Below are 16,622 nucleotides of genomic sequence, written 5' to 3'. Positions count from 1 at the left end.
TTTTCTTTGTCAATTTGAGCTCAGAAGCTTTTCCTCTTTGCTTAGCTTTTATTAAGGGCATGGGGTGTCGAAGACGAGCAATGTCAAATTTTGACTTACAATAAGTCACTTACTAATGAGTTTAGCTGACGGGAATCTTCTGTGAGGTAAAATGCCCCTCATTTAATGCCTGGTTAGAACTGCCTTTTGATATTCATTCGCTATCGAAATCCAAAACGCCGTCACTTTGTGCATTTTGTGGATTGACAACGGCGGGAGCCTGTAGAGGCTTCGTCGCAGCGGGTTTATCTTTGAGCTTGAGATGAGTTTCAAAGAATAAGGCATTAGGCTCTACTGAGATGAATTGTTCAAGCTTGTCTAAGCGTTTGAGTACGGGGGGGAGATGTTTGGTGTAGGACGAGGGACCAATGCTGCGGTAATATGACTTGAAATCTGAATCGGGTTCAGGAAGGTTGAAATAGGCTCCTTTATAAGCCTGCTGTGGTAGTGGGAAAAGATTTTTTTGGACAAAATCATTACCGAGTTGTTGTTCAATCCAGCGCAGGCGTTGATGACGGCGCCAATGTGCGTAAATACGGTTTTTGGCGGCCTCAATTAAGAGAAAGCGGTGCATTAGGTAAGCTTTCTTAAAATCTAGGTAAGCATAGATGTCTGACGGGATAGTCGTTTCTTTAAGCTCACCCATTTGAGTAGTGGCATTCTGCAGGATGCTTGGGTGTAAACTAACACGAGTGTAGCCTTGATCACCCGTATGAGTAAAAATGCGATGAAGCCAATCATTGGATCTTAGGTTTAGTTCGCGAAGCCCTTTGTATTCACAGTCTTGGATCTGTGAGTTCGACATAGTTAAACCTAATTGAGCAATTAAAGTAGGGATTTCGATGAGGGCGGGGGTGCGAATATAAGACCATGGATCCAGTCCTGTATCCTTTTTGTGGATGGCTTGTAGTGAATTGACACGTGGAGCAAAGTCGTAGCTGCGTGCCGAAACTTGTATCTGTTGTGGGATTTTCTTTCTGACGAATGGTGCCATGAGTTGGGTTTGAAAAATTAGGCTTATGCCTGCTGCCGTTTGTGGTATTTCTCTAAGTTGATGTTTTTGCTTTTCGGCTAGAACTACTTGCGAAATTTCTCGAAAATCGGAAAGTCTACTAATAGGGGATATGTAGAGCCGGCTCTTAAAAGTGTTTTTTTCTTGATTTAGTTGCCAAGCAATAGGGTCCATAGCTCGCCAATTACGCATGTACATTTGGGCAAAGTTATCATAGAATTTTTTCTCTACTGGCGAAACTTTATCAAACTTGATTTGATCTATGGCAGGGTGCTGATAAAGCCCTCCTAGTTCGCGGTGAACGATGGAATCATTTCGTTTATCAAGTATCAAATCTTTAAGTAAATAGGTGATTTGTGGATGGTTTTTGTACTGTTCTTCGAGGGCGTTTAAGCTAGGTAGTTCTTTGAGTCCCTGTTCCTTTTTTTCTACAAGACGTAATAAAGTGGCAAGTCGAATACGGGCATCACACTGAATTAGGCGCTTGTTGAGGATTTGCCAACGAGGAGAAAGGAAGTTGCTGAGGCAATAGTCACTGAGGTAAAAGTAAAGACGTTCAGTTTCATCCTTGGGGATTTTTGCACGTGCATGAATGAAGTTGCTATCGTGATAAAGGCTTTTTTTCTTGAGGAAAGCTGACTTTGCCATGTTGAGAAGTTTGAGGCTGTTACTGGTCGCATGACCCCAATTTGAACTAAAAGAAAAAGCTTGGTTGTCACTTAAAGGGGCTTTCTCGCTGATAATCAATAAGCTTGTACCGGATTGGAAAAAGGGATCCCAACCAGCAATGGCAATGCGACCGTGCTCTTCTGATTTTAATGTGTCGAGCTGAATGTTCATGTCTTTAAAGATTTGATCTAGTGCTTGTTGAAAAGTCTTTGGATAAGTCCCCGGTGACCATTGATTAAATAAATCTGAACTTTGCTGGATAAGCTGCTTCATTTCTTCGAGGCTCGAAAATTCCCAATAGTAACAGCTGCGTGGCGTTAAACAGGCTAAGGGATATTGCTCAGCTTTCGCTTCAGGTACATTGTTGTTAACCTGAGGTAGGGAAATGGCTTTTGGAGGGAGCTCTGTATACTCGTGATTTTTTAGTGGTGTCGTTTTATTTAAAGGGATGGCGTAACGAATGTCCTGTAAACCGCTAAAACTCCAGATTAAATTACTTAGCTTATCGTTTTTCCAGGATTTATATGAGCCTGTAATGGGAGTTTTGAAAAATTTAAGGTGCAGTAGGTATTCTAGTTCGGAATCTTCGTAGAGTTTTGCCCGTGAATTAAGGTTGTTGCGAAATTGTTCTTGCCAAATTTGGTGTATTTTTTCATATTGTTGCTTGTCGGTGATCTTCTGGCGATTTTGTTTATTGTTTTTAGGGTTTTGTGTTAGGCTCCAAGGGAAGTCTTCTTTTACATTTGGAATAAATTCTTTGCGACTCAAAGCTAGGCAATGAATTTCTTTGCCATTTTTAATGAATACAGGGTAGAGCAATGGGTGTTTTTTGTTTGGGCGAATAGCTACCTTGCCATAATAATTAGCTTGTTTTATTTCTACTAGAGCGAACTCCTCAGTAGGTGAAATGTAGCAATTGAGTTCGTTTTTACTTTCAGCAAGAACTGTGAAACTTAGTAGTAAGCAAAGTGATATTAATTTATTCATAAGGACTCCTCTATGTGATTCATGGACTGTAGCGACTCAATGCCCATATATGCAATGAATTATTGTTATACCCCTCATTGATTTTATCAATAGGGTGATGAAAGGAGCTTTCTAAGCGAGCTTATTCCATCAGATTTTGCTGACGGAAATCTTCTGTGAGGGTTAAGAGCATGTGCAGGGCAATTTTTTGCTGATCTTTATGCAGTCCTTTGAGACATGAACGTATCATGTCTTTGGGGTCGAGTTCCTCCCAATTGTGGATCTCGACATAATTACTCAATTCTAAGTTTGCCTCTTGGCAAAGTGAAAAGATTTTTTCTTGAGCATAGACTCCCGGCTTACGCGAACCCTTCTTCCAGTTGGAAATAGACTGTTGGGTTACCATGCATTTTTCTGCGAGTTGTGATTGGGTTATATGCAAATGCCCAATGATATCGCTAACTAACTCTGACCAATCGTATGTTTTCATTTTGACTCCTTCTGACACATCCTAGTTTAAAAAGCTATGGCTTTAAAAGATTAAAACCAAGAAAAAAATTGTGAGATGATGAAAACAAATAGGCATTTTAATCAAAGATTTATCAAGTCTTGCTGAGTTTTCGGATTAGGACATTGATTTAAAAGTCTTTAGATAAGAATTCAATATGGCTTTTGGAGCAGATATTCGAGTTGCTTTTTTATGTGCTTGTGCTAAAACTATGGGCTATTATTTATGTCAGTAAAAATTCAATATTTTTAGGACATGAGAGATTTTTATTAAAAAACAATGGAGACTTCCTCATGGGAATGACCTTAACTGAAAAAATTATTGCCAATGCTGCAGGGCGTGACTCTGTAAAAGCTGGTGAGAATGTCTGGGTGAACGTCAATGTTCTAATGACTCACGACGTTTGTGGACCTGGTACAATTGGTATCTTCAAAGATAAATTTGGTGCTGATGCCAAAGTTTTCGACAAAGAAAACGTTGTGATTATTCCTGATCACTACATCTTCACGGAAGATAAACGTGCTCTCCGTAATATCGATATCCTAACGGATTTTGCCAAAGAGCAGGAGCTTCCTCACTACTACCAACCAGGTACAGACACGTATATGGGTGTTTGCCACGTAACTCTTCCTGAAAAAGGTCACGTTCGTCCTGGTGAAATCATTCTTGGGACAGATTCACACACATGTACGCATGGTGCACTTGGTGCTTTTGCAACAGGTATTGGTAATACTGATGCTGCTTTCACAATGGGAACAGGTAGAACTTGGTTAAAAGTTCCAGAGACAATTAAGTTTGTCCTCGAAGGTAAGCTCCCTAAGACAATGATGGCAAAAGACCTCATTCTTCACATGATTGGTGAGATCGGTTTCTCTGGCGCGACTTACTGTGCAATGGAATTCGAAGGCCCAGTTATCGATGAGCTCTCAATCGAAGAGCGTATGACTATTTGCAACATGGCAATTGAAGCTGGCGGTAAGAACGGCGTAATTGCGGCTGACGCAAAAGTTGAAGCTTACGTGAAAGAGCGTACAGATGTTCCGTACACTTTATTTAAAGCTGATGCTGATGCAGACTACAAAGACGTTTATGTGATCAACTGCAGTGAGCTTGAACCAACAGTAGCGATTCCTTCTGCTCCCGATAAGCGCAAAGGCGTTAGCGAGATTAAAGGTACTGAATTAACACGTGCTTATATCGGTTCTTGTACTGGTGGTAAAACAGAAGACTTCGCGGCTGCCGCAGAAGTTATGTATGGTCAGAAAGTTGCGATGGATACTTTTGTGGTGCCTTCAACAACTTTCGTAGAAAAAGATCTTCGCACACTTAAATACAAAGATAAGACCTACATGGAAATCTTTCTTGAAGCGGGCTGCCGAATCGGCCCTCCAGGTTGTGCAGCATGTCTCGGTGGACCAGAAGATACTTTCGGTCGTGCTAATAGCAATGAGATTGTTGTTTCTACCACTAACCGTAACTTCCCAGGTCGTATGGGTTCTATGCAAGCACAAGTTTACCTCGCATCACCTTATGTTGCTGCGGCAAGTGCCTTAACTGGTGTTATTACTCAACCTGATGAATACTTGGAGTCAAAATAATGAATTCACTCATCAAAGGTAAAGCATTTGTTCTTGGAGATAATATTGATACGGATCAAATTATCCCTGCAAAATATCTTTCTTACGACCCTTCAAACGAAGAAGAGAAGAAATACTTTGGTAAATTCGCTCTCTTCGGTGTACCCGAAGGCGAGTCAGGTTACCCCGGTGGCGATATTCGCTATGTAAGCGAAGGTTATAAATCTGATTACAATATCATTATTGCTGGTGAAAACTTTGGTTGTGGCTCATCACGTGAACACGCTCCTTTTGCACTCGCAGAAGCTGGCGCAGAAATCGTAGTTGCTCAATCTTTCGCACGTATCTACTTCCGTAATAGTGTAAATGGTGGCTACCTCGTTCCTTCTGAGACACCCGTAAAAATCAATGAGGAAGTTGCTACTGGTGACGAACTCGAAATCGATCTTGAAATTAATAAACTAAAGAATCTGACTTCAGGTAAAGAATACGATCTCAATCCACTTGGTGATATTAAAGCCATTATGGAAGCTGGTGACGTTTTCAAATACGCTAAGCAGATGGGAGAATAATAATGGATTTAAAAATCTGTGTATTACCTGGTGATGGTATCGGACCCGAGATCATCGAACAAGCTGTAGTAGTCCTCGAAAAAGTATGTGAGAAATTTGGTCACAACTTAACACTCGACGAGGCAATCATTGGTGGCGCATCTATCGATGCTCACAACACACCTCTTACACAAGATACAATCGACAAGTGTCTCGCTTCTGATGCTGTACTTATGGGCGCTATCGGCGGGCCTAAATGGGATAAAATTGACAAGTCAATCCGTCCTGAGCGTGGTCTTCTTGGTATTCGTAAGGCTCTTGGTCTTTACGCAAACCTACGTCCTGCAAAACTCTGGGAAGAGCTCAAAGACGCTTCTTTCCTCAAAGATTCAGTGATTGGCGATGGTCTCGACATCATGGTTGTTCGTGAACTTATCGGTGGTATCTACTTCGGTGAGCCACGTGGTGAAGGCGTTGACGAGAATGGCGAGCGCTATGCTTATAACACAATGGTTTACAAAGAGTCAGAAGTTAAGCGCATTGTAAAGCTTGCTTTCGAAATCGCTCGCAAGCGCGGTAACAAGCTTCACTCAGTAGAGAAAGCTAACGTTCTTGACGTATCTCAGCTTTGGAACGAAGTTGCTGAAGAAGTTGCAAAAGACTACACTGACGTGGATTACCACACAATGTATGTTGATAACGCAGCAATGCAGCTCGTTCGCAACCCAGGTCAATTCGACACAATCGTGACAGGTAACCTTTTCGGCGATATCATTTCTGATGAAGCATCAATGATCACTGGTTCAATTGGCATGCTTCCTTCAGCATCAATTGGCGATGGCAAAGTAAGCCTTTATGAGCCAATTCACGGTTCTGCTCCAGATATCACTGGTACTGGCAAAGCTAACCCACTTGCAACAATCCTTTCTGTTTCAATGATGCTTCGCTATAGCTTCGATCTCGATACTGAAGCTGATCTCATTGAAGACACAGTAGCAAAAGTTCTCGCTGAGGGCTACCGCACTGCAGATATCATGGAAGACGGCAAAGAATGTCTATCATGTTCTGAAATGGGTGCACTTGTAGCGTCTAAGCTCTAAGCTCTAAGCTTACCAACAAGTCTTTAAAAAGCTCCGTGGCCTCGGCCACGGAGCTTTTTATTTTTAGCGTACTTGAGCTTCATTGGTCCCCGTTATTTTAAGTTCTTTAACGAGGATGACTTCACAGGCTCCATTGCCCGTGTCACTACGTGTGAGTGAGCTTTTCCAGTTCCAATTATCTGTGTTTGAAGTGACTTTCACTAAGCTGCCAGTGATTTCGATGATATCGCCTTCCTGAGTTTCCTCAATTTGATCTTCAATGGCATCGTTAGCAGGGATGAGGTGCATATTGGCACTCATCGTTTCGATGTCACGGCGTGGGATGGGAAAGTTGGAGGTTCGCCAATAATACCATCGCCCAGATTGACTGATGGATATTTTATCCAAAACTTTTAGATCCGACATTTTTTGCCAACCCAAGGCCAAGTCAGTGGGCGAGAGGTCGGTTTCTCGACCCATGTGATAATTAGTTTTCGAGAGTATACGGGCGCGAATGCGAAACTTAGCGAGCTCATGAATTGTGTAAGCCCCCATCTTAATTTTACTTGGCGTAGTGATTTGGACCTGTTGAGGTTCCTGTTCGACTGCCCCAGGGTGAGGAGCGCGGTTCGAACTAATATTTAAGGGTGAACTTGAATCTGTTAGGACAAAGTAAGTTAGGATTAAGCCTGTAAAGATAAAAAGAAATTTTTTCATAGACACCTGAGAGGGGGTTAGTTGTATTTATAACTGAGCTTCAATAAAGTACGTTTAAATGGCTCTGTAAAGTAAATTTCAACTACTTAATGAGCTTAGTCACTATTATCAAGGGCTTGCAGATTTTATGACTTCACGCATTGTGTTTAGCGTTGATAATTAAGTGTTAAATGGGATGAGAATGAAAAAGTTAATTCTTGTATTTATAGTGCTGAGCCTCAGCTTTGGTGCTTGCGTTCGTCGCAAAAAAGAAGCGGCGCATGGAGGCGTGAAAACACGTCTCAAAATCGCTTCTTCATATAATAGTGCTTTACCAATTTTAGGCGATTCAGTAAAAATCATGGCAGATCGTTTGGAGCTTTCGAGTGGGGGTGCGATCACGGTGCGCCTCATGGAGCCACAAGATGTCGGTGGTTTACAGGCGATTTTGGAAGCTGTTAGTTCAGGAAAAGTTGATGCGGGTTATGGTTCAGCGGGTTTTTGGGCGGGGAAACTTCCTGCAGGACCTCTTTTTTCTTCGGTGCCTTTTGGCCCCGAAGCAGGGCCTTATTTAGCGTGGATGAAGCAGGGCAATGGCATGAAGCTTTATCAACGCATGTACGATGATGCTGGCTATAATGTGAAAGTCCTTTTATGCACAGTTTTACCCCCTGAGACCTCGGGTTGGTTTAAAAAAGAAATCAATAATCCAGACGACTTAAAAGGACTCAAGATGAGGTTTTTTGGCTTGGGTGCTCGTGTCATGGAAAAAATGGATGTGTCCACCATGCTTTTAGGCGGAGGAGAAATTTATCCTGCGATGGAGAAGGGCGTGATCGATGCGACCGAATTTTCTATGCCCGTGATTGATAAAAAGATTGGTCTCTATAAAATTGCTAAATATAATTATTTCCCTGGTTGGCACCAGCAATCCACTTTGCTAGAATTGATCATCAATAAGGATAAATGGAATCAGTTGCCAGAGTCGCAAAAAGCCCTCATCGAAATGGCTTGTAACGAGAGTTTGATGAATTCATTAGCTCAGGGAGAAGGTAGTCAATTTCAGGTAATGCGCGATAATGTGGAAAAATATGATGTGAATATCAAGCGCTGGGATGATGCCATGTTGCATGCTTATGAACAAGCTTGGAAGGAAGTTGTACAAGAAGAATCATCAAAAGATCAGTTTTTTAATGAAGTTTGGACCGACTTATCGCAGTTCCGAAAAAATTATGCTCTTTGGGAAGATAATGCTTATTTACCTCGGAAACGGAAATGAGCAAATTTGCCAATTGGATTGAAAACGCTCTCAAGAAGTTTTGCGAATGCTGCTTGTGGGCCAATTTTCTACTCATTTTTCTAATTGTTTTCCAGGTAGTGGCGCGCTATGTCTTCAATTTTACTTGGGCTTCATTGGAAGAGCTACAATGGCACCTTTTTGCCTTGGCGATGTTCACTGGAGTGGCCTATGCAATAGTTGAAGGGAGCCATGTAAGGGCCGATATACTCTTTGCAAAATTCACAAAAAAATGGCAAGGGATTGTTGAGTTGGTCACAATGGGACTCTGTGTGATTCCCTTCTTTTCATTGATTTTATTATATAGTATAAGTTATGTAGAACGTTCCTACGCAGTAAGTGAAATGTCGAGTTCTCCAGGAGGCTTACCATACCGTTGCTTGATTAAGGCTTTGATTCCTTTGGCTTGTTTACTGATTAATTTCGCGGCAGTCGCAAAAATTTTACGTGTAATCGATTCTTTGCGAGCTAAAAATGTATCCTGAAGAATTAATGCTCATAGCCATGTTTGGCATCCTACTCTTATTTATTTTTCTCGGTGTGCGCATTGCCTTCGCAATTGCAGGGACGGGAATGTTGACCACGGCCCTTTGCGTTATCTGCAATAAGTATTTCGAGACCAATTTCTTTGCGGATTTTAATAACTTGGGCCTGCTCGTTAATCGCGTCTATTCCTTGATGTCGAGCAGTCTACTCGTGGCCTTGCCGATGTTTGTTTTTATGGGTATTATGTTGGAGAAATCGGGCTTAGCAGAAAACCTGATGGAGTCCTTCCAAAAGATTTTTAGCTCTGTACGTGGTGGCCTCGCTCTCGCGGTTACCTTAATAGGTTTACTTTTGGCTGCTTCGACAGGTATTATAGGGGCTTCGGTTGTCTTACTTGCCATGATGTCGATCCCGACCATGTTGAAAAATGGCTACAGTAAAGAACTTGCCTGTGGAACCGTGTGCTCGGCAGGCTGTTTGGGGATTCTAATCCCCCCGAGTATAATGCTGATTTTATTGGCGGGTCAAACGGGTGTTTCGGTGGGTGATCTCTTTCACGCCGCAGTTATTCCTGGTCTTTTATTGACTGCATCTTATTGCATCTACATTTTCTTTAAAGCTCAAAAAGTTGATCGTGCAAGCGTCGTGCCCTTAGAGAAGGGAGACCTAAAAAAACTTTTTCTCGCGATAATCCCTCCAATGCTACTCATGATCTTAGTTTTAGGTTCCATTTTCTTTGGTATTGCCACACCTACTGAGGCGAGTGGTCTGGGAGCTTTCGGTGCCTTAGTTTTGGCCTTTACGAGTAAGAAACTGGACTATAAAACTTTGCGTCTGAGTGTGATGGAAACGGGGAAAACAACGAGTTTTATCATGGCGATTCTCATTGGGGCCGCCTGTTTTTCTTTGACCCTAAAAGAACTTGAAGGTGATGAAATTATTCGTGAAAATATTATGGCCTTACCCTTCGGCCATACGGGCATTATTTTAGCGATTCTCGCAATGATTTTTCTTTTGGGCTTTTTCTTGGATTGGATCGAAATTACTCTAGTGATGATTCCCATTGTTGCACCAATTATTTCCGCGATGGGTTTAGAAATGCCTGGACACGGATTAGAGCAGGCCGAATTAATTTGGTTTGCCATACTCGTAGCAGTTACCCTACAGACTTCCTTTTTAACTCCTCCAGTAGGCTTTGCCTTGTTTTACCTCAAGGGAGTGACACCACCGGAAATTGAACTGAAGCATATCTACAAGGGGGTCATACCTTTTATTCTTCTTCAGGTTTTGATTTTGATACTCATTTTCTTATTCCCTTCAATCGTACTTTACTTGCCTTCGTTGGCGGCTTAGTTAGGCTGTGAGTACAAAAAAAGTCCCCTAAGTGAATTAGGAGACTTTTTGAAAGTGGACCGGAAGAAAGCTTACTCAGCCTTCTTTTCTTTCTTTCCCTTTGGAGCTTTGCCAGCAAACTCTTTGATTTGTCCAGCAATGCTAGGGTCAGCTTTAGAAGCTTTTACCATCGCCATAGCAAACTTAGCATCAGCAGCGGCAACGGCATTTCCCTCTTTGTCAGTGATTTTTGTTTTCTCGTCGATCTTAAATTCTTTTTCTTCTTTTTTAACTTTAATTTTAATGGCATCAGCAGTGATGCTGATAACTTTACCCTTAATTGCTTTCGCTTTTTTATCTGCAGCCATAAGTGGAGAAGCCATAAGTAAGATAAGTAGGAGACTTAGAATTTTTTTCATGTGGTACCTTTGTTATTTATTAAATTCATCCTCTAATGAGGAGCTTATGAATATATCGAACTTCAGATCAATAATATTACATTAGACCATAAGAAAGTTATGAAATTAATGACTGACAAGTAAGCAAAGCGGGGCTTTGGAGAAAAAGCAGTCATTATTTGAGCAATTATAAAGTTTTTTTATCTATGATCAGCAATTATTGTTTTTTTAGTAATTCAATGGCGGCTTCCGCAAAACGTGTCCCCAAAATTTTGTATCCCTCATCAGTCATGTGCAGATCATCGACATACTTGCGGATTTCTTTAGTCTTCCAATGTGGCGGTGAATCACCCGTATTGAGATCATGAGTTTCAATAATTTTACAGTTCGGAGTATCGCGAGCGACTTTTTCTTGTGCGGCAATGATTTCTTCCCACTCGGGATAAAGAGCTTCTTTGTTGCCTTTGCCAAAATCACTGAGCTTACCAATCACGAATACTATGGGTGTATCGGGGAAATCGTCCTTAAGTTGAGCGAAAAGGGCTTTTAGGCTACGTTCATAGACCGCTGAATGACGTTCGCGTGAATCGCGCTCGCCCTGCATCCAACAAAAAGCGATGGCCTTGGGCTTCTGTCCTTTGGTAGCCTTCTCAATTTTTTTCATCATGCTTTTATACATGACGCCATTTTCTGCTGGTTTAGGGTCTTTTGTATTGGGGATATTGGGATCAATTTTCCAATCAGGTGCGGGCTTCCAATCGTGAACCCACATGCGAATCGGACGCCCACCAATGGCTTCTTTAACGATAAGCACCTTGTCTTTACCGAATTCTTTATTAACGCGTGGTTCAAAAGTGAATTTCTGGTTCATACCCTGCATGTTGGATTGCCCAGAGAGGATAAAGAGGTACTTACCTTCTTCTGCATAAGTGGAGAGAAGGGATACGAAACAAATGATTAATGAACTGATTTTCATGATGTGATTCCTTATTTTTCTAAGAGTTTAATAAAGTGGTCGCCAATGGCTTTTAAAGGAGCATCAATTGCTTTTTTATTGTGTGAGGTTGCAACGATAATCATATTGTGATTCGGGTAAATACTCATGTACTGACCTCCCGCACCAATGCCACTAATAAAATTAACTTTATCACCTTTGGTAAATTTACGGCGATTATGAAAATAGTAAAAGTAGCCTTCGCCTTTATTGCTATCCATGATGAGTTTTACGTATTCAGGGGATAACCACTGCTGGCCATTTAATTGCCCTCCATTAAGTATGGAATTAGCCACTTTGATAAGTGTGCGGGAGGTGAAATTACTGCCTGCTCCACAGGCGGGGATAGCATTAGTTTTATCATTCCAGCAATAAACCGTGCCGAGTTTATTGGTGACTTCAGTTTCGATCCATTTTTGGACCTGACCATTAGTCTTGATATCAATAATCATCATGATCATGGTGGCGTCGAGTCCAGAGTACTTATATTCTTTACTCGCTTCAGTGATGGGACTAGTAGCTTCGAAAACCTTTTGAAAGTAGGCTTGCTTTTGATACTTTTTTTCTAAGCTAAGCATAATGTTTTTACTTTTGAATCTGAGCCCCGATTTCATGAATAATGCATTGCGTAGAGTGATGGTCTCAACCCCTTTTTGTATTTTTGTACTATCAATTCCGGGCATGAAATCGATGATGGGGTGATCTAAATCATTGATAGATAACAAGTCAAGTTGTATGGCCCTAGCCAGGCAAACAGAAGTCATGGTTTTGGTGATCGACATGGTGTAATGTGGCCCATCGACACGGCCACGGCGATTGTACATTTCAAAAATGAGTTTGCCGTCTTTGTGAATCAGTAGGCTGTCCAAATTTTGGTACTTCCCTTTCTTGTCGTCGGCGAGGAAAGATTGGACGGCTTCGTCCACTCCTGTTTTATCCCAGCTGCCGACTTTGATACCATCTTTTAGATCCGCGGGACGTGTGCTTGCGTATGCGGAACTTAAGTAAGAAATTTTCTTTTGTTCTTTACTCGATTGATTTTTTTGGTCTAAATTCTGATCCAATGTAGGTAGACTTTGAGCTAACAAATTGACTGATATGATTAAATAATTTACTGAACTTAATAAGGTTTTATTCAATTTCATGTTGTGCCTTGCTTTGAGTTGATCATGAGTTTTCAATAATCACTACGTAGGCCAAAGACGATTTCTAACTTCTAATTAATACTTTGATTGAATATAGTTGAAAAGCAAAAGACCGCATTGCAGCGGCCTCTCACTTCGGGACAGATCTACTTTTTTTATGGAGTCCAAAGTTGACTTGAGTTATTTGAGTTGTTCCCAATGCTTAACGCTTGATTTCCATCAAGTGATTCTAGATGTCCATCAATGTAAGTAATGTTGAGTTTACCATCATGTCTGGCCATGCGTTTTGTTGCAGTATCTTTCAAAACTTTATTTACATCTTTTAAGTGTGCAGGCCAAATTATATTGCTTTTATTATAACCATCAATCATGAATAATGTTTTAGAAGAATGTGTAGATGCCAAGCTTTTTGGTTTATTAGAGCCTGTAGCAAGAGTTAAATTTTTATTCATAGAATAATTAGTTTCGTAATTCCATTGGAATGTCACACCACTTGGACAATGAAATGGGTGATTATCTGTTTTTAGACCACTTTTAGATAAATAACCAGATTCAAATAGTTGTTTATTCCATTTGATTGTCCCGTTAGTAGACGGAAAAATATATTGATTATTATCATCTGCATACATGATGTTGGCAAAAGTAGCTTGCTTAAGTTTGTTTTTACAACTGGTTCTTACAGCAGACTCACGAGCATTACCAAGTACTGGTAAGATTATGCTTGCGAGAATACCAATGATAGCAATAACTACTAGCAGTTCAATTAGGCTGAATTTCTTTTTCATTTTTTGTCTCCGAATTTTAAGATAAGGATGTATATGAAAAGTTCATGCCAATACTTATTTAAGGATCTTAAGTCTATTGTTTATAGTTGTTTACAACTATTAAAAAATAATTTTGTGCGAAATGTCACATATGCTTTCGTGTGATTTATGTGAAGATTTAGTTAAGACTTTCAATTAACCCTAGATCAAGTGGGTGATTTTTAATGACTTCGGTGTCGTAGTTGATACTGCCTTTAGTGGTGTCTTCGATATGTTTACTACTTCCGGTGACTTCTAGGAGACGGAACTTTTTCTCTTCGCTATGGTCGACGTATGTGGAGTAGATTACTGAGTCAAAGCCTGGCTCTTTAATTTCCACGAATAAGGCGTATTCATCGCCGTCAGTTTTGAGGTACTTCTCAAGGGAAAAACTATGGTTGGAGGTGGCGCCACTAACTAGATCGAGCTCACCATCGGGGTCAATACCCGTGAGCAGGGTATAGCGATGACGCCAGACGGGAAGCAAGTCCTGACGTTCAGCCGGAGTTCCATTCCAAGTGACTTTCTCGGAATAGGCGAGTTCAGGTGAGATATACAAAGTTTCGATGAGTGTTCCGGCTTTAGATTCGGCCCAGATGGCGAGTGCCGGAGGGGCTTTTAGTTTGGAATTAAAATTGAGGTGAACCGCAAGGGCTTTTTGCTGATTAGACTCTTTGATACGGGTGGTGTTATGGGAGTTTTTATCAGTCATTGATTGAATGAGTGGATTGGGGCGCACAATCTCATGGGCACGACGTGATTCGTAACTCTGAGATATAATCAATTTTGCGGGCTCCGCATTTTTGATCGAAGCCAAGAGCAAACCGAGCCAAGCAATAAAAATGAGGGCAAGATTTTTTTTTGGGACAGAGAGTTTCGATTTAGAAGATAAAATAGCTTTGAAGTACTTGCCTTTACCAAACAAGTGCAGGCCAATGAGAATGAGTGTGGCCAAACCGAAAACAATATGCACGCGTGCGGTATCGATGTCGAAGGGCAAGGCATAGGACATGATGCCGCTAACTGCGAGGGTCGCAAAGCAGAGGAGTAAAGCGATATTAACGAAGTGGCGCATTTAAGAGTATACCTAATGGATTAATGGCGAGGGAGCTCTGCCCCTCGCGCACCCCGCAAGGACTTGCTAGTCCTTGACCAGGAGGAAGGATTAAGAATAGCCGATGAGAGAACGTAGTTCTTTGATATGGCTTTTACCAACTTCGCGTGGACTTGTTTTGTATTTCTTGCAAAGAGAAGCGGCATAACCCGTCGCAATCCCCATTTGCGCACAAGTATTCATGACGCGTGGGCCAGTGAGGCCAATGTGAGTACAACTGAAGCAACGGCCAGCCATCATGAGATTAGAGATGTCCTTGGAATAAAAGCTTCTGAAGGGAATATAGTATTTTTTGGTATGATGAAACAGTGCTTTCGAGAGGTAGTCTGCAGAATCCCCGATTTCTTTGCGTTGGAAGTGTGTGTCTAACTCACGTTTTTCTTCTACTACCGTATCATCAAAATATTTACCACTGGTGGCATCGCTCATCTTGTAGATGTGATCGCCCATAATACGACGTGATTCGCGGCGCCCACCAATGTGAGCCACAAATTTGAGTTCTTGTAATGCGTGTTTTGGAGATTTTTTAGCATTGGCAAAATTGCCGTAAATCGCGCGGAACATGTGGTCACGAATTTGCTCGGCATCATCGATTTGGTTGAGATCATTATGAGAGTATTCCCAGAACCATTCACCTTGAATTTTAGCTGAATTTTTCGCTACGGGTTTTGTCCAGGGTACAGATGGGAAGCGGGAAGGCTTTTTACCTTTGTGTGAATTCCAGAGAACACTTGTACCCATGACTTTGTTATCCGCAACTTTTGGACTCCAAAGATCACCGTGTTTGTCCCAGGCCTCATTAAATTCTGAAGCTGCCTCACGACCGTAGCGGAATTCAGCTCCTGACCAGAAACCGAGCCAGCCATCACCGGTGGCATCGACGAATACGGGAGCATTAAAGCGTGTGATGATACCAGTCTTGGTGTGACGAACATCAACGGAGTTGATAGCCTTGCCCGTTTTACTGAGGCCAATAGCCATTTCATTTGGGAAAAGGTCAACACCACTCTCAGCCATGTTTTTTTCACGCTTAGCCTGGTCTTTTATAGCATCGGCGTGACCATTTGGCCAGTGCTTGGTATCGATCAGTTTAATTAAGGACTCATTCTTGCCTTTAATTCCAAGTGTATGAACACGAACTTCTGAACTGGCATTACCACCAAAGAGGGGGCGATCCTGAATGAGGGCTACTTTGAGGCCAGCTTTTTTTGCGGCAATCGCAGCACCACAGCCTGACATGCCACCGCCAACAACAACGAGATCGAAATCGTTTTCTTCGATTTTCAACTGACTGCGACCCGAGGCTTCATCCTTCCATTCAATCACGTCTTTGGCATTATTGGGCAGTTGCGGATTTTCTTCCTTGGAGAGATAAATAGCGTCAATGCGACCTTCGAAACCAGTGAGGTCATGAAGTTGAATCTTTGTTTGTCCTTTTGGCAGTTCTACGCTACCGCCCTTTTGCCAGGCCCAGCCTGGTTCAGTACCGAAAGTAGGTGTAAGTTTCTGTCCATTGATAGAAATTTTAAATTGTCCGGGAGCACCCCATTCACCTGGACACCAATCGCGCGTGCGAACGTGGATATAATATTTTCCCGCTTCAGAAATTTTTGCACTGGTGAGTGCATCCTCAACTGGAATGCCCATGCCGTGAGCCAGAAGTTGGTTGCCACCCATCTGCTGGTAGAACTGAGTGTCGAGAACCCAACCGCCAGTTTTTTGGAATTGACAGGCTTCAACTAAAACGCCTTTTGTGGAGTATTTTGATTTACTAAAGCCATAGGCCGGAGCGGCCGCCGTTACGATTGAAGTTCCACCAATAATACGAATAAATTGTCTTCTGTCCATGTTTAATTCCTTGTCTTGTTTTCAAGGAATTGTCACGGCGGTGAGCTTTGACACATGGATTATTGAAAATAATTGAAATATTTATCTAGATGAATCCCAGTAGCTATC

At 41.8% G+C, this 16,622-nt stretch carries 15 protein-coding genes; 6 read left to right on the top strand and 9 right to left on the bottom strand.

The genetic code is table 11. The annotated features are described in order from the left end of the window. Positions 1-193: 193 nt before the first annotated feature. A complete protein-coding gene (locus PQO01_RS01315; protein WP_274312239.1) occupies positions 194-2,707 on the bottom strand; it encodes a hypothetical protein in 2,514 nt (837 codons plus the stop codon). A gap of 121 nt (positions 2,708-2,828) precedes the next feature. After that, positions 2,829-3,176 carry a helix-turn-helix domain-containing protein gene (locus PQO01_RS01310; protein ID WP_274312238.1) on the bottom strand — a complete coding sequence of 116 codons (348 nt, stop codon included), beginning with the start codon at positions 3,174-3,176 and terminating at the stop codon, positions 2,829-2,831. A gap of 311 nt (positions 3,177-3,487) precedes the next feature. Between PQO01_RS01310 and PQO01_RS01305 the strand changes: the two genes are divergently transcribed. From PQO01_RS01305 to leuB, 3 genes are read left to right on the top strand one after another with little or no spacing between them, the layout of a single operon-like run. Then, on the top strand, positions 3,488-4,792 hold the full coding sequence (locus PQO01_RS01305; RefSeq protein WP_274312237.1) for a 3-isopropylmalate dehydratase large subunit: 1,305 nt from the start codon (positions 3,488-3,490) through the stop codon (positions 4,790-4,792). Next, positions 4,792-5,343 (top strand): LeuD/DmdB family oxidoreductase small subunit, encoded by a 552-nt coding sequence (locus tag PQO01_RS01300; RefSeq protein ID WP_274312236.1) that lies wholly within the window; start codon positions 4,792-4,794, stop codon positions 5,341-5,343. The genes PQO01_RS01305 and PQO01_RS01300 overlap by 1 nt, the downstream gene beginning before the upstream one ends. A gap of 2 nt (positions 5,344-5,345) precedes the next feature. Then, positions 5,346-6,422 carry a 3-isopropylmalate dehydrogenase gene (leuB, locus tag PQO01_RS01295; RefSeq protein WP_274312235.1) on the top strand — a complete coding sequence of 359 codons (1,077 nt, stop codon included), beginning with the start codon at positions 5,346-5,348 and terminating at the stop codon, positions 6,420-6,422. A 63-nt stretch (positions 6,423-6,485) separates the two neighbouring features. Here the strand turns inward: leuB and PQO01_RS01290 are convergent, their stop codons facing one another. Continuing rightward, the gene (locus PQO01_RS01290) at positions 6,486-7,118 is read right to left on the bottom strand and encodes a hypothetical protein (protein ID WP_274312234.1); all 633 of its coding nucleotides are present in this window, start codon (positions 7,116-7,118) and stop codon (positions 6,486-6,488) included. A 175-nt stretch (positions 7,119-7,293) separates the two neighbouring features. Here PQO01_RS01290 and PQO01_RS01285 point away from each other — a divergent pair, with 175 nt between their 5' ends. From PQO01_RS01285 to PQO01_RS01275, 3 genes are read left to right on the top strand one after another with little or no spacing between them, the layout of a single operon-like run. After that, on the top strand, positions 7,294-8,376 hold the full coding sequence (locus PQO01_RS01285) for a TRAP transporter substrate-binding protein (RefSeq protein ID WP_420792894.1): 1,083 nt from the start codon (positions 7,294-7,296) through the stop codon (positions 8,374-8,376). After that, entirely contained in the window at positions 8,373-8,879 is a 507-nt protein-coding gene (locus tag PQO01_RS01280; RefSeq protein WP_274312232.1) for a TRAP transporter small permease subunit, read from the top strand. The genes PQO01_RS01285 and PQO01_RS01280 overlap by 4 nt, the downstream gene beginning before the upstream one ends. Next, positions 8,869-10,233, top strand: a complete 1,365-nt coding sequence (locus tag PQO01_RS01275; RefSeq protein WP_274312231.1) for a TRAP transporter large permease — start codon at positions 8,869-8,871, stop codon at positions 10,231-10,233. The genes PQO01_RS01280 and PQO01_RS01275 overlap by 11 nt, the downstream gene beginning before the upstream one ends. Positions 10,234-10,304: 71 nt before the next feature. Here the strand turns inward: PQO01_RS01275 and PQO01_RS01270 are convergent, their stop codons facing one another. The 6 genes from PQO01_RS01270 to PQO01_RS01245 all read right to left on the bottom strand — a co-directional run bounded on the left by PQO01_RS01270 (position 10,305) and on the right by PQO01_RS01245 (position 16,514). Beyond that, on the bottom strand, positions 10,305-10,631 hold the full coding sequence (locus tag PQO01_RS01270) for a hypothetical protein (protein WP_274312230.1): 327 nt from the start codon (positions 10,629-10,631) through the stop codon (positions 10,305-10,307). A 196-nt stretch (positions 10,632-10,827) separates the two neighbouring features. Next, entirely contained in the window at positions 10,828-11,586 is a 759-nt protein-coding gene (locus tag PQO01_RS01265; RefSeq protein ID WP_274312229.1) for a sialate O-acetylesterase, read from the bottom strand. 11 nt (positions 11,587-11,597) lie between these two features. After that, positions 11,598-12,749 (bottom strand): serine hydrolase domain-containing protein, encoded by a 1,152-nt coding sequence (locus PQO01_RS01260; RefSeq protein ID WP_274312228.1) that lies wholly within the window; start codon positions 12,747-12,749, stop codon positions 11,598-11,600. Positions 12,750-12,904: 155 nt separating this feature from the next. Continuing rightward, positions 12,905-13,534, bottom strand: coding sequence for a type II secretion system protein (locus tag PQO01_RS01255; RefSeq protein ID WP_274312227.1), 630 nt, complete (start codon positions 13,532-13,534; stop codon positions 12,905-12,907). Between the two features lie 157 nt (positions 13,535-13,691). Further along, on the bottom strand, positions 13,692-14,627 hold the full coding sequence (locus PQO01_RS01250) for a DUF4405 domain-containing protein (protein ID WP_274312226.1): 936 nt from the start codon (positions 14,625-14,627) through the stop codon (positions 13,692-13,694). Between the two features lie 90 nt (positions 14,628-14,717). Then, positions 14,718-16,514 carry an FAD-dependent oxidoreductase gene (locus PQO01_RS01245; RefSeq protein ID WP_274312225.1) on the bottom strand — a complete coding sequence of 599 codons (1,797 nt, stop codon included), beginning with the start codon at positions 16,512-16,514 and terminating at the stop codon, positions 14,718-14,720. Positions 16,515-16,622: the final 108 nt, after the last annotated feature.

It is taken from the genome of Lentisphaera marina, from assembly GCF_028745505.1.
Lineage (GTDB): Bacteria > Verrucomicrobiota > Lentisphaeria > Lentisphaerales > Lentisphaeraceae > Lentisphaera > Lentisphaera marina.
The sequence above is the reverse complement of the archived record's forward strand: the minus strand, read 5'-3'. Positions and strand labels throughout refer to the sequence as shown.

Bases quoted from the DNA above. Each gene is read 5' to 3' on its own strand.
- PQO01_RS01315 (WP_274312239.1), bottom strand. From the start codon at position 2,707: ATGAATAAATTAATATCACTTTGCTTACTACTAAGTTTCACAGTTCTT.
- PQO01_RS01310 (WP_274312238.1), bottom strand. From the start codon at position 3,176: ATGAAAACATACGATTGGTCAGAGTTAGTTAGCGATATCATTGGGCAT.
- PQO01_RS01305 (WP_274312237.1), top strand. From the start codon at position 3,488: ATGGGAATGACCTTAACTGAAAAAATTATTGCCAATGCTGCAGGGCGT.
- PQO01_RS01300 (WP_274312236.1), top strand. From the start codon at position 4,792: ATGAATTCACTCATCAAAGGTAAAGCATTTGTTCTTGGAGATAATATT.
- leuB (WP_274312235.1), top strand. From the start codon at position 5,346: ATGGATTTAAAAATCTGTGTATTACCTGGTGATGGTATCGGACCCGAG.
- PQO01_RS01290 (WP_274312234.1), bottom strand. From the start codon at position 7,118: ATGAAAAAATTTCTTTTTATCTTTACAGGCTTAATCCTAACTTACTTT.
- PQO01_RS01285 (WP_420792894.1), top strand. From the start codon at position 7,294: ATGAGAATGAAAAAGTTAATTCTTGTATTTATAGTGCTGAGCCTCAGC.
- PQO01_RS01280 (WP_274312232.1), top strand. From the start codon at position 8,373: ATGAGCAAATTTGCCAATTGGATTGAAAACGCTCTCAAGAAGTTTTGC.
- PQO01_RS01275 (WP_274312231.1), top strand. From the start codon at position 8,869: ATGTATCCTGAAGAATTAATGCTCATAGCCATGTTTGGCATCCTACTC.
- PQO01_RS01270 (WP_274312230.1), bottom strand. From the start codon at position 10,631: ATGAAAAAAATTCTAAGTCTCCTACTTATCTTACTTATGGCTTCTCCA.
- PQO01_RS01265 (WP_274312229.1), bottom strand. From the start codon at position 11,586: ATGAAAATCAGTTCATTAATCATTTGTTTCGTATCCCTTCTCTCCACT.
- PQO01_RS01260 (WP_274312228.1), bottom strand. From the start codon at position 12,749: ATGAAATTGAATAAAACCTTATTAAGTTCAGTAAATTATTTAATCATA.
- PQO01_RS01255 (WP_274312227.1), bottom strand. From the start codon at position 13,534: ATGAAAAAGAAATTCAGCCTAATTGAACTGCTAGTAGTTATTGCTATC.
- PQO01_RS01250 (WP_274312226.1), bottom strand. From the start codon at position 14,627: ATGCGCCACTTCGTTAATATCGCTTTACTCCTCTGCTTTGCGACCCTC.
- PQO01_RS01245 (WP_274312225.1), bottom strand. From the start codon at position 16,514: ATGGACAGAAGACAATTTATTCGTATTATTGGTGGAACTTCAATCGTA.